Annotated in this window: 7 protein-coding genes; 3 read left to right on the top strand and 4 right to left on the bottom strand. The window is 39.7% G+C overall.

The features are described from left to right. The first annotated feature begins 187 nt into the window (after positions 1 to 187). Both P0106_RS05865 and P0106_RS05860 read left to right on the top strand, forming a co-directional pair. Positions 188 to 4,069 (top strand): discoidin domain-containing protein, encoded by a 3,882-nt coding sequence (locus P0106_RS05865; protein WP_004137732.1) that lies wholly within the window; start codon positions 188 to 190, stop codon positions 4,067 to 4,069. 230 nt (positions 4,070 to 4,299) lie between these two features. Beyond that, positions 4,300 to 5,727 carry an alpha-L-fucosidase gene (locus P0106_RS05860; protein WP_075038468.1) on the top strand — a complete coding sequence of 476 codons (1,428 nt, stop codon included), beginning with the start codon at positions 4,300 to 4,302 and terminating at the stop codon, positions 5,725 to 5,727. A 106-nt stretch (positions 5,728 to 5,833) separates the two neighbouring features. On the opposite strand, the gene lacZ is transcribed toward P0106_RS05860, so the two are convergent. The 4 genes from lacZ to P0106_RS05840 form a co-directional block, all read right to left on the bottom strand. After that, positions 5,834 to 8,986 (bottom strand): beta-galactosidase, LacZ type, encoded by a 3,153-nt coding sequence (gene lacZ / locus P0106_RS05855; RefSeq protein WP_473730557.1) that lies wholly within the window; start codon positions 8,984 to 8,986, stop codon positions 5,834 to 5,836. Positions 8,987 to 9,089: 103 nt separating this feature from the next. Next, complete coding sequence (locus P0106_RS05850) at positions 9,090 to 10,007, bottom strand: carbohydrate ABC transporter permease (RefSeq protein ID WP_004114082.1); 918 nt, start codon at positions 10,005 to 10,007, stop codon at positions 9,090 to 9,092. 43 nt (positions 10,008 to 10,050) lie between these two features. Then, positions 10,051 to 10,983, bottom strand: a complete 933-nt coding sequence (locus P0106_RS05845) for a carbohydrate ABC transporter permease (RefSeq protein ID WP_004114084.1) — start codon at positions 10,981 to 10,983, stop codon at positions 10,051 to 10,053. A gap of 108 nt (positions 10,984 to 11,091) precedes the next feature. Then, a complete protein-coding gene (locus tag P0106_RS05840; RefSeq protein ID WP_004114086.1) occupies positions 11,092 to 12,411 on the bottom strand; it encodes an ABC transporter substrate-binding protein in 1,320 nt (439 codons plus the stop codon). 379 nt (positions 12,412 to 12,790) lie between these two features. On the opposite strand from P0106_RS05840, the gene P0106_RS05835 reads away from it, so the two are divergent. Beyond that, positions 12,791 to 13,950, top strand: a 1,160-nt coding sequence (locus P0106_RS05835; protein WP_473730556.1) for an ROK family protein, incomplete at its 3' end; no start/stop codon positions are given.

Raw genomic sequence — 13,950 nt, 5'->3', positions numbered from 1 at the left:
TATTGTTGCTCTTGATTATTTATAACTGTGGCTGGCAGCGATGGCAGCCCGTATGTAATTCAGTCATTTGTGCATTAACCGCACAAATGTGTGTGCGTTTTTATCGATTTTATCTTTGTTTGAGGTACACATATTTACATTTCGATGAAGAGATGTGGATGGCTGGCTTAATGAAGAAAGGAATCCCATGAAGTTTCGACGATTGTTGCAAGGCGGCGCAATATTTGCTTTGTCGATCAGTATGGCTAGTCCGATGATTGCACAAGCTTCAGTGCCACAGGAAGATTCAATTGATCCATTCCATCCCTCAATACTGTGGGCAAGTTCTGAAGAAAAAAATGGTGAGAAAAAGCCAAATGGTACCATTTCTGCGCTTACTGATAGCGATGGGAGCGTGGATAGTGCTAAAACGTTTTGGACAACAAAATGGCAAGGTGGATACGATAATTTCCCACACATTCTCGCTATAAAAAATAATACTAATAGAGAGGTTTGTGGAATTCAGTATACTGCGCGGCCATCGTATGAATCAGTGCAAGGTAATTCGAATGCGCCAGGTGTTTATAGTGTTTTTGCATTCGATAAAGATCCAGGAAATCCATCTGATAAGAAAGATATTAATTGGCGTTCTAAAGTTCATCAAACGAAATTTAATAATGGCGAATTGATTGCAACTGGTGGTTTAAAAGGTATCAATGAGCCGCAAATTATCTCGTTTAAATCTACCAATAAGCCAATATTGACGTTGGTTGGTTTTAAAGCAGTTGATAGTAGCAAAAAAGATATGTCGGCTTCAGACATCAAACTTGTTCCATGTTTACCAGTTGAACATATGAAGAAACAAGGACGGGGTGATGCAACAGCTGCGCCTATTGATTTCTTCATTGATCAATTGCCATTTGGTGCTCCTGGTAAGCCAGTTACTTTCAGTCCATCGCAATATACTTATGAATCTACTGCATACTATCATACAACCTCTGTGTCTGCCAGAGTTAAGTTGCCCACTGGGGCTACGGCTACTATCAATGGCCGCAAGGTGGATTCTGATGGAAGAGTATCGGGCATTCCGTTAACAAAAGGTGTTAATGCTATAGTTGCAAAAGTTGTTGTTGGTAATGCTGCAAGTACATATGTTGTAAATGTGACAAAGGTTGACACAGATTTCCGTGGCAATGAAAAAATTAATGCAACTGTGAAGATAAATGGTGCAAATGATAATGACAATCTAATTGTTACGGATGGTATGCGTGCCACTTCTTGGAATACTACGAGTTTGAAAGATAGCGCTGAATGGTCTAACAAATCAACTGGTTTTACAATTCATTTAAATAGCCCTCGTTATGTAGGACGTATACAAGCTTATGGTTGGCCGACCATGCCAGCTGGCTCCCCTGGGTGGCAAGGAGGGCATTCTGTTGCTATTGATGTCAAAGCTGGTGACAATTGGAATACGGTTGTCACCAATGCAAGCCTTACGCGTGATAGTGATGGCTTATGGTATTGGGATTTGAACGGTTATCATAAAACACAAGATATACGTGTGTGGCTTAACAAGCCCAAAATTCACGATCCACAGCAAAACGGAATAGGTGCCACTGGGATGAGATTGGAAGAAGTAGAAGTGTGGGGGTTGCCTGAGGGTCAGAATCCAAAAGAAATTAAAGTACCTGATGAAAAACCTAAATATACCAGTTTTAATGCAAATGAAAATAAATATGGTGTGAATCGTGCACAAGCATTGGCATTGCAATACGGTGTATTATTGCCAACTTGGGTACCTTCTGAAGGCTATGGGCGTGGAGTTTATAACGATGCAGAACGCCGTTTAACTGGCGGATCGTTCCCTATGTTCTATGATAAGCCTTTATTTAATGCTCCATTGATGCGGCAATTAGGGAAAGGTGTGCCTTGGTCACTTGCTAAAGCTCCAAAGGGTGGCAATAGTATGGGTGAAAATAGTGTACCTAAAGATTTTTTGACTGAAGAAATGAAGCCATATGCTAATAGTCTTGTTGATATTCAATATGGTGATGAGGGAGGTTATAGCGAAAGTGAAGTACAGAAATTTAATCGATGGTTCAGTTGGTCTAAGAATAGGTATCCTGGGGCAATAGTGCATTCTAATCAAGCTCTTGGTCTTGGTTGGGAAACGCATTCCAATATGAGTCATTTTGTCAAAACAGCAAAGCCTGATCTTGTTTCGTGGGATACATATTATTATGGTGCAGGTCAAGGTCCAAAGCCAAGTAAAATTGTGGCAAACATGTTGCAGAATAAGCTATGGACTTCTCAGAGACAAGCAGCCCTAGAGGGTTTGACAGGTGATTGCAGTCAGCCAGTTCTATTTGGACAATATTTAGATTACAACTGGGATGCTAATGTTTCTGCTTCTCAAAAGTCGATTGTTCCTATGATAGGATTAGCTACTGGCCAAAAATGGTTTGGGCTATTCCGTATGGAATATAATGCTTATGATCGCAGTTCGATTATTGACCAAGATGGAGCTCCAACGCGAAGCTTCTACGAGTTTTCTAGCATTTTCAAAGATGTGCAGGGCCTTGGGAAATACTTGGTTGCAATGAATAATGAGTATGCAGGATTGAAATCTGGCGTATATGCAGATCGTGCATCTGCTCCGAATATTCAGGGATTCCGTATGGGAGCTTTTGACAGCACGGAGGGAAAGCTAGCGAATGCAGAATTTGGGTTGCAAAAGATTACCGTAAAGAATGTCGGAACTGTTAATAACGGAAAACCTGGAGATGTGCTTGTCGGTCATTTCTCAACACTAAAAGATCTTAATGAGGAAATTCGTAAAAAGATTTTTGGTGAAAGTAAATATGCACCAAAGGCATTGTTGGTAGTTAATGCTTTAACTGGTGATACTCGCTATCCATCATATTATTTATCAACACGTAATGATAATGGTTCTTATGCTGAAACGGCACAGGATATCACGCTTACTGTAAAAAGACCTTCTAGAAATGCAATACTCATGCAGGTTGATCCGCGTACATACATAGCTAAGACAGTTCCGCTTAAAGATGGTGATGATGAGCAGGATGTAAAACTAGAACGTGTTGGCGGAGGTCGTGCTCGATTGCTGTATTGGTTGGAAAATAACGCAGCTTATGAACGTAAAAAAATTGAGGATATAGAACCAAAGAACATTGCGAAAGATAAGAATGTTATAGCAAGTCAATCACGTACTGAGCCGGAGTATGCTGCTAAATCCTTAACTGACGGTGACATATCTACGCGTTGGGCAGCTCCAGATAATCCAAATTATCCAGTGACGCTTGATATCACATTAGGGTGCAATGCTAAGTTCGATGCTGTGCAAATTGAAGAATTTGTTGAGGGTAACGTGAACCATCGCATTAAAAAATTCTCCTTATGGACAAAAAATCAGTGTGATCGTTCAGCGTATAGTGAGAGCTCATGGAAAAGAATATATGGAAAAGATAATGCTGCAAAGGAAGATCTCAGTGATATCAATTTCGAGAATTCTCAATATGCTAGCGAATTGCGTGTGCAGATAGATGAGGTATATCCGAATGTTGATATGTATAATGGGCATCCGGGTAGTCCAACTATTAGTGAAATTAAAGTGATTTCTAAGACTGAGCAAAAGAAGACTCCAAAATCTAAGCATGGTTCGTCTGTTCTTGATTCAGGTGGTGTTTCTACTGATTCAAGACAGTTGGATAATTCTTATGGTCCAAGTGTGACGTTGGAGTCTGGTGATAATCATGATGGTATGTCAAAGGCTAAGCGGAATAAGTCTATGTCTGGTCCGTCTGTTCATGATTCAGGTGGTGTTTCTACTGATTCAAGACAGTCGGATAATTCTTATGGTTCAAGTGATTCGAATGTCAGTGGACTGAGAATGAGCGAAAATAAGCAGCCTACTATTCGTAAGAATGGCTTGTGTCAAAAACGTGAGAAGTGCTCTCGTGGCATGTTGGTTGCTGGAGGTAGTAGTGTGACTGGCGTCTCGGTGCTTTCGTTAACATTTTTTGCTTTTCATTTACTTGTTAGACATAGTAGGAAAGTGCGACAAAAATAGCCATTATAGGTGTATATAATTAGTCTATTCTGTTAGTGTATCCCCATGTGTATTTAGTGTTTATGCCTATTTGTGCATGGGGATTTTTTATGTCTGAAAGACTTTAGAATACTGCTTTTTGAATATGCGGATAATGATTTAACTGGCGCACATCCTTGTTTTTTGTTAATATAGTAAACAATTGATTGTTCGATGTGAAGTTGCATTGATCGCTAAAGCAGGGTGGCAGCATGAATGAGGATTATTTAGCAAATGTAAGGCCTACAGCACGTCAAATTTCTTGGCAGCGCATGGAAATGTATGGTTTTATTCATTTTGGAATGAATACTATGACAGATCGTGAATGGGGGCTTGGTCACGAAGATCCGAAGATATTCAATCCAGATAATTTAGATGTTGACCAGTGGCTTGATGCTCTACAATCGGCAGGTATGACCGGCGTGATTCTAACTTGCAAGCATCATGATGGTTTTTGCTTGTGGCCTTCAAAGTACACCAAGCATACCATTGCGTCCTCTCCATATAAAAATGGAAAAGGAGATATTGTGCGCGAAGTTAGTGAATCAGCTTATCGACATAATATGAAATTTGGCGTATACCTTTCACCATGGGATCGTACAGAATCATCATATGGCACTGGCAAAGTTTACAACGATTTTTATATTAATCAACTTGTTGAATTGCTAACGCACTATGGTCCTATTTTTTCCGTATGGCTTGATGGTGCTTGCGGCGAGGGTGAGAATGGTAAAACGCAAACTTATGACTGGCAACGAATCTATAATACAGTCCGGGCGCTGCAGCCAGATGCTGTTATCAGTGTTTGCGGTCCAGATGTGCGTTGGTGCGGCAATGAAGCTGGTCATACGCGCTCTAATGAGTGGAGCGTATTACCTACAGAATTACGTAGTGCTGAATTAACCTCTTCAAAATCACAACAATCAGATGATGGTAAGTTCTCTCGCAAATTTGCGTCTACTGATGAAGATTTAGGGTCTCGTAAGGCGCTTGCACACTACGAAGGCGATTTTGCTTGGTATCCAGCAGAAGTTGATACCTCTATTCGCAAAGGTTGGTTCCATCACGATAATGAGGATAATAATGTTCGCAGTTCTGATGAATTATTTGATATATGGTGTAAATCTGTAGGGGGTAACTCAACACTTTTGTTGAATGTGCCACCGACACGTCATGGTTTGTTAGCAGATTCTGATGTTAAAATTTTAAAAGAATTGGGCGATAAGATTCGTAAATTCCATGGGCGCGAATTACGAGATCATGAAGCATTATCAATACAAGTTTTAAGTCCTAATACATATGAAGGAAATCCAAAGTACTTGGTTGACAGAAAACAGGGTACAGCATTGTCATCTTCTAAGCCGATTGATTTTCGTATGGTATTTACTGAACCTACTTATATTGATGGCTTAGTTATTGAAGAAGATATTAGTAAAGGACAACACGTTGAAACAGCTGAAATTCACGTTGTTGATGAATGTGGAGTAAATCATCATGTTTCAGATGTTCATGCCATAGGATATCGCAAAATTCTACGTTTTGACGCGATTCGTGCAGTATCGTTAACTGTGAGAATAACTAGTATTCGTCAATATGTAGCTCTTCAATCATGCTATCCACTAGTTGCACAAGACGAGTAGTAGAAAAGAAAACTCTGATATAAATTTATTTCAATAGCAATAAAATACCGCTGACATAGAAACTTTTTTGTAACTATATCAGCGGTATTGGCTATAGGAGGGAGGGTTAGAATAATTGCAAATCCACATTTAGAGAATATGGTTTATTGGCAGGCAAATGATATTCGGGATGCACAGGCGAGCCCCACGAATCATCGCCGCCGACTCCCATTTGTGCTGCAAGAATTCGCAAGAACATATGTTTTGAGTCACCTAAATCACTTATATGTTGTGCTTCCTCTATCATAGTGCTGCTGTATGGAAGTAAACTTACGCAGAAGTTGCTAGTACTATTATGCCGCTGAATACGCATGCCATGCCCAGAATCGTCTGTTACGTTTGCCCATCTTACTTTTTCATGATTGCCAGTTTCTTGTGGAACAAGATATGGCATAAAATCGTCAAAAGCATTTGTTTTCCAAATCCCTAAACGTCCCGCACTGGTGCGGTCTGCATATGTTTCAACAGGACCAATACCGTAGAATTCAAGGTTGCTGTATTCTATTGGTAGCATCCATTCCAATCCAAATGCTGGAATGGAAGGTAAATCTTTTCCAGAAGGAACATAATTTAGTTCAATGTGTAAATCTCCTGATGTTTTAGACACATATGTTAAATTCACTGTTGTATGGTCTGCGTTAGCAAGTTCATATTTGTATACAATTTGTAGCGTATTGTCGTCGAGCTTCTCAGCTGTTTGATCTACGCATTTAGCATATTTACCTGCTACAGCCCATTGAGCACGCTCAAAACCATGCTTGCAACCGCGGTCATTGTCTGTTAGTGCTCGGAATGTAGTGATCAAAGGACGTTTAATCACAAATTCTCGTTCGCCAAGACGGTATGAAATAAGCCCGCATTGTGAATATGAAAAAAGCGTTTCGATCGAAGAGTTACGTGTTCCTGCGTTCCAGCGTCCAATAGTAACAGTGCCATCTTTATGTAATCGTGCATTTGATATTTGCTTAGCTTGTGATTCTGAATTTTTAGTTAATATTGTGTATTGTCCGAACGATAATTCGTATCCTTTTTGTGCCCAACGTGTAGATTTTGCAAGCGTGCACGAAACTTCAAAAGTAATTTCTTCCCCACTGCTTTGATACTGTTCTAATGGCCACTCTATGGGCATTTCAAAATCATTTTCAGGTTCCACATTACACGTATATGGTTGAGACCACATAATTTTGCCGTCAACGCGTAATTTTGCCAAGAATACGTAATTTTCAGTATTCATGAAAAGCTGATGATTTTCTATTCGAACACCATTTTCGTTTGGATATAGTCTTATATTTGCATATTGTTGTTTAGCCTCAATGGCCTTAGGACTTGGTTTTCTATCTGCGAATAATAGACCGTTGCCACAGAATTCATAATCGGTAGGTCGATCATCAAAGTCGCCACCATATGCCAAATGCGTGGTTCCGTCTGGTAGGGTTTGTTTTATTGCCTGATCGATGAAATCCCAAATAAAACCACCTTGGTAATGCGGATACTTTTCAAGAGCAACATACTCGTTCATGTTTCCCAATGAATTCCCCATAGCATGCATGTATTCGCAAGATATATAAGGTTTATCTGGGTTGTTTGACACGTATTTTTCTATTTCATCTGCGTGAGCATACATGCGTGTTTCAATGTCGCTAGTATCGCGCCAAGACTTATCCATAGTCTGACCTTCGTAATGCACTGGGCGATGTGCATCTAGAGCATGAGCATGATGATACATAGAACGAAATACGTCTCCACCAAAGGATTCGTTTCCGAGAGACCAAATCAGCACACAAGGGTGATTGTAATCGCGTTGAATCATGTTATCGACGCGATTTACGCACGCGGCACGCCATTCGTCTCTACTTCCAGGAATAGCGCATTCTGGAGTTATGTTTCCGTGCCCATCTGACCACGTTCCATGTGTCTCTAAATTAGTCTCGTCAATAATATATAGCCCATATTCGTCGCATAAATCGTACCAAGCATCTTGATTAGGATAGTGAGAAGTTCGTACAGCGTTTATATTGTGTTGCTTACAAAAAATCACATCGGAAACCATGTCATCATATGTTATTGCTCGGCCTCTGTCGCAATTAAATTCATGACGGTTTACGCCTTTGAAAATAATGCGTTTTCCGTTTAATCTCATTATGCCGTTTTCAATATCAAAATGTCTAAAACCAATCGGCTGCACTACATGTTCAATAATATTTGATTCTTTGCTTACAACATCAATATGTAAGTCATATAGCGCAGGGTATTCAGCACTCCAAGGTAGTGCTTTAGTAATAGTAGTCTGTTTTAGTTCAGTAATCGTTTGTGCAGGTAGCGTGCAGTCCCACAAAATCTCATTATTATTTGTGAATTTATCGTTGCTGTATTTATGATTTGTAATGTAAGTATGCAGTGTAATATCTTTTAAATTGTCTCCTTCTATGTTTGCTCTGAATGCGAGTTTCCCAGTATTTGTATCATTGCTATAATCTGCATCAACATGAAGATTTGATACATGGGTGGAAGGATGTGCACACAGTTCAACGGAACGGAAAATTCCGTGTAGTCTCCAATAATCTTGATCCTCTAGCCATGATGCGCTAGAAAATTCGTAGCACGCTACAACAATACTATTTTCAGAATCTTTTAAAAATTGAGTAATATCAAATTCACTCGACGTAAAAGAGTCTTCACTATATCCAACAAACTTTCCGTTAATCCATACATAAATAGCTGTTTGTGCTCCATGGAAGGTAATAGTAGCTTTACATTCTTCGTTCAAAATCTGTTTAAGATTATTTTGTAAAACAAAATGTTTCTTATAAATTGCCACATGATTTAAGGAAGGAACATTTGGTGCTTTAACGTCCTCATGACCATCCCAAGGGTATTGAACGTTAACGTATTGCGGTTTTAATAGACCGTTCATCTGTAAGTGAGATGGAACTGAGATTGTTTGATATGAAGAATCTTCGTAATTTTTAATATCCTCATCTAAGTTTTCAGGGTTGAATACGCGGGAAGAAAGTAGCTTTACTTCCCACGTTCCATTAAGTGACTGTATTGGTGTGGTGTCATTTATTGTGTAATGATGATGTGAATGCGCTGAAATAGTGTTAACGGCAAAAACCTGAGGATTTGTTATCCAATCAGTTTTTGCATAGTTGGAAGATATGCAAGTATATGTTGGCTCATCCCAACAAGTATTGTCATTATAAATAGATGGCCTAGCCATTACATGCTCCAAATCGTGTTAGTAAAAGTTAAGAATACGTATAGATTAATTATGCTTCTGACAGCATAAAACTGTCAGAAGCAATAAAAGCAGATTTAGCTGGTTACCCTTTTGTCGCTCCAATTGCTAAGCCTGATTGCCAGTAGCGTTGCAATGCCAAGAAGAGCAGAATCAGTGGGAATACGACTAGCAAAGATGCGGTAATGACTAGGTTTGGAATAATAGGCATATTGCCACCTTCATTGCCTTGAGCATTCCACTGTGCAAGACCTAATGCCAATGGATACCATTTAGAGTCTTTCAGCATTATCAATGGAAGGAAGTAATTGTACCAAATAGAAACAAATGCGAACAATGACACTGTTACCAATGATGGTTTCATAAGTGGTAATGCAACTTGGAAGAAAATGCGTCCTTCTCCAGCACCATCGATACGTGCTGCTTCTATAAGAGAAGTTGGAACACTTTGCCCTGAAAATGTCCACATTAAATATAGACCAAATGGGTTTAGTAGAGATGGAATTATTACAGCCCAAGGAGTGTTTGTTAAACCAAGCTGCGAGAAAATCAAGAACTGTGGAACTACAAGGAGTACTCCTGGAATTGCCATAGATCCTAAGATGGTTAGCAAAATAAAGTGTTTGCCTTTAAAATTGAGTTTTGCTAGAGCATATCCTCCCATAGTTGCAAACAATACAGAAATGATAGTGCCAATTATTGTGTATAGGACCGTATTTAGAATCCATCGTGCGAAAATGCCATTGTTATATGTAAATACCTCTACTATGTTGTCCCATAGAGCGAATGAGGATCCAAATGATAGACCGAATGTAGAAGCAAAATCAGCCTTAGTTTTTGTAGCATTTATGAATAGCCAAACAAATGGAACGAGAGCGTATAATAGATATAGATACACCCAGAATGTCATCATTGGACTCTTCTTTGGATGTTCAACAGTGTAGAACCTCGTGAGTGGAGGCATCGCTGCCTGATTATTTGATGATTTTGTTGTATTAATCATTTGTTCTTCCTTTTGGATGCTTCGTTGCATATTTCGTCTATGGTTAATCAGCGGTGACATTTTTGCGCATATTGCGAATTTGAATCGTAAATGTAACGACAATGACAATAATTGCCATAATCAATGCTGCTGCAGCAGCATATCCCTGTGAAGAGTCACCAAAAGCTAGATTGTAAATGTATAAGTTTGGTGTCCAACTGGTTGTAATGCCAGTGCCTCCAACCATTTTTGACAAAATTTGCGGCTCGTTGAAAAGCTGTACACTACCTATTATTGAGAAGATAGTAGTTATAGCCAGTGAGCCTCTAATCTCTGGAAGCTTGATATAACGATCTATTTGGCGATAGCTTGCGCCGTCAATTACAGCAGCTTCGTAAAGATCTGGTGAAATAGCCTTTAATGAAGAATAGAAGATGAGCATGTTATATCCAATAGCAGCCCAGCTAATCATTACTCCGATAGAAATCATGATAAATGAAGGAGAAAATGGATTTATATCAGTATGAGATATCTCATTAAAATTCTTGAACAGACCATACCTAGTTCCAAGGATGAACCCCCACATTAATGTGGAGATAACACCAGGAACAGCGTATGGAATGAATATTGAGATTCTGCACCAGTTTGTACCATATAGACGTTTCGAATCGATAGCAAGCGCTAGACAAATGGAAATTATTAACATTAGAGGGACTTGGATTGCTGTAAATATGAGGACGCGTGCAATACCCTGCCACAATAGTGGATCTCTCAAAAGTTCGAGATAGTTTTTTGCGCCGACAAACACGGTTCCGCCAATTAATTGGTGTCCAAAGAAACTAATGTACATCGAGTATACAAGTGGAATAATAAACACGAAGGTAAAGAGAAGCAAAAATGGAAGCACGAACATCCAACCAGCAGCTCCTTCGCGTTTAATTCCATTGCGTTGCCGTGTTAAATTCGCTCGTTTATTTTTAGAAGTGTTCAATATCATTGCTTTCCCCCAATGTAAAAACTTTTCAGTTAAATTAGGTGCTGTTGGTGTTGTAGCACCAACAGCACCTTAAATGGTAATGAGTTTATTTGCTATTATTAGTAAACATTATTTGCTTACTGTGAAGCCCTGTTTGTTTCCATAGTCGATGCACAGCTTAGCCCAGTTTTCTAGCTGAGTTTGCAGTGATTCGCCTTTGGCTACTTTTGCATAATCCATATTGTCACCATATAGATCACGCACTTTTTCCATGAACGGAAGGTACTGCCATCCTTCTCCTACTTTTTGAGCTGAATCGGCAATAGGCTCACGGTACTTCTGGTCTCCGAAGTAAGGGTCAGTAGAAGAGAGGAATTCGTTATTCTTAAGTACGGAAACATTTGGAGGGAATACTCCAGCATCAACGCGTGCTTTTACGCCTTCCTTATCGTAGGCAAGGAAGTGCAAGAATTTCCAAGCCCATTGATGATTCTTTGCTTTCGCTGGAATAGCAAAGCCAGAGCCGCCGTTTTCTGCGCTCAACTGTTCGCCCGCTTTCCATTGAGGCATAGGGGCAACACGGAAGTTTCCAGCTTGTTTTGGAGCGCGATCTTTAATGCTAGAGGTGAACCATCCTCCTATGATTTGTGTGGCAATAGTTCCATCGTTTAAAGCTCTGTTCCAATCATCGGACCAAGTTTTGATATTAGTTGCAATCAATCCTTCTTGAATCATCTTCTGATAGTAAGATACAGCTTCCTGCATCTTTGGATCTTTTACGTTAATATGAGCAGTGGTTCCGTTCACCTTAAATGGATGCCCTCCAGCTTGCCATACAAGAGATAGCAATGTGAAGATATCGCTTGCGTCATTTGTTATGTAGTACTTGTCTCCGAGCGCTTTTACTTTCTTAGCTGCTTGGTAATATTCTTCCCAAGTTTCTGGTACTTTGCTTACTCCTGCTTTTTCTAATATTGCCTTATTGTAGAACATAACGCTTGGACCGTAATCCATTGGAATTGCGTATGGCTTATTGTTGAAGCTGATGTCCTGCCATGCGCCTTTCACAAATGTGCCTTTATCATTATTTGCGCCAAGAGTGCTTAAATCTACAAGTTTGTTTTGAATTGCGAAATAAGGAACTGTCAAGTACTCAAATTCCATAACGTCTGGAATTCCCGATCCAGCTTGAATGGCTGTATCCAGAGCCTGATAAGCGTCTGTTACAGTTTCTACTTTAATTTTTACGTTTGGATATTTCTTTTCAAATATTGCTGCTGCTGCTTTTGTTGGTGTTGTATTACCAGTCCACACAGTGAGGTTAACAGGTGTTTTAGTATCAACTTGCGCTGATGAACTCGAGTTATTGGTGTTACCGCATCCAGCAAGCGATAGTAGAGCGGCGCTCGCTGCTGCAATGATGCCAATAATTTTCTTTCCACTATGCATGGCGCTTCCTTTCTTTGAAGCTTTACTTGTCGACTTTGACGAGTTGTGTATTGATTGCCGGCGGCATCTATGTCGTAGGAACATTCAATGTTAACTATCTTAACAAATTATTTATTTGTTGTAAAGTCCAAGAAATATACAAACACTTGTGTGTATATTGGGATGAAATTATTGTTAATAATTATGGTAATTATGCCTAGCGCGTATGTGTTACAGCTGGCTACAATGGTTGAGAGTGTACAATATAGTTTATTGTGAAATTTTGTTGTGAGTACATGTGCTGACAACATTTTTCCTGATGATTTGGCCTATTGGTGGGATGGTACGATGTAGTACTTACTTTCAGTATGCTGCAACAGCCCTATACTTGAGGAGTGTCATGTTTGGAACAACTGATGATAATGCCTTGTCTTGCTTTCTATCACCTTCTATGACAGTTACTAAAAAACATGAACCCGCTGATGTACGAATCAATAATCGCATGATGGTTTTTGGACAAATTTTTTCATCATGTCCTATGTCTAGAGCACAAATTGGTAGGAAAACTGGATTATCGCGAGTTGCTGCGTGCGAAGTCGTGTCTGACATGTTAGATAAACACTTTCTGATGGAAAATGGATATGAACAACCAACGCGACCTGGTAAAAAAGGAACTTTAGTAAGTGTAGATGATCAATATTGGAATGTGGTTGTTCTGGACTTATCAATGCCATTTTTGTTGCAAGCTGCTGTAATGAATTTACGCGGTGAAATTGTAACTAGAGTTGAAAAATCCTTTGATAAAATTACTGCTATTACGCCTGAAACTGTAATTGCTTTGGCTGAGTCACTACTTGATGGTGCCTCACATATACTTGGTTTTGGTGTTGCTGTCCCAGGTATTGTTGATGAAGATGGTGTAGTAGTTGAAACTGCGAATTTTGGGTGGAAGAATGTGCCTTTGCGCAAGATGTTTCAACAACATTTTGGTAAGTTCTGTACGGTAGATAATGATGCGAATAGTGCTTTGATCGGTGAACGTTTTTGTGGAGCTGGCAGAGCAACTGGCATTTTTGTTCAAATCGCTGTTGGCGTAGGCGCAGCATTGTTAATCGATGATTCGCTCGTTTTGGGGAGTCATCATGCTGCAGGCGAAATCGGTCACGTAGTTGTTGATCCAGATGGTCCACAATGCACGTGTGGTAAGCGTGGTTGTTTAGAGACTTTTATATCTGCAGCAAACTTACGAAGAAGAATTAATGAGAATCCTTTAGACAGGACGACAATGCTACAGGAAGCAGGTCGTTCACTTGGACATGTGCTTGCTCCGTCTGTTAGCTTACTTGATTTAGATGATGTTTTTGTATACGGTTCAAAAGATATTGTTGACGATATATTTTTAGGTGCGACTGAATGTGCAATTAATGCCGAAGCCGCCTCAACATTACAAAACCATTCTATTCGTGTGCAACAATGTTCTTGCGGTGATGACATAGTTTTACGTGGTGAGAGCATTGCTGTTGTGCAGGCAGTGCTTCGAAATGCAAATGAGTATAAAAA

It is taken from the genome of Gardnerella sp. c11Ua_71 (genome assembly GCF_055818025.1).
The sequence above is the reverse complement of the archived record's forward strand: the minus strand, read 5'-3'. Positions and strand labels throughout refer to the sequence as shown.

Excerpts from the sequence above, each read along its gene's own strand:
- P0106_RS05840 (WP_004114086.1), bottom strand. The coding sequence starts at position 12,411 with ATGCATAGTGGAAAGAAAATTATTGGCATCATTGCAGCAGCGAGCGCC.
- P0106_RS05860 (WP_075038468.1), top strand. The coding sequence starts at position 4,300 with ATGAATGAGGATTATTTAGCAAATGTAAGGCCTACAGCACGTCAAATT.
- P0106_RS05865 (WP_004137732.1), top strand. The coding sequence starts at position 188 with ATGAAGTTTCGACGATTGTTGCAAGGCGGCGCAATATTTGCTTTGTCG.
- P0106_RS05850 (WP_004114082.1), bottom strand. The coding sequence starts at position 10,007 with ATGATTAATACAACAAAATCATCAAATAATCAGGCAGCGATGCCTCCA.
- lacZ (WP_473730557.1), bottom strand. The coding sequence starts at position 8,986 with ATGGCTAGGCCATCTATTTATAATGACAATACTTGTTGGGATGAGCCA.
- P0106_RS05845 (WP_004114084.1), bottom strand. The coding sequence starts at position 10,983 with ATGATATTGAACACTTCTAAAAATAAACGAGCGAATTTAACACGGCAA.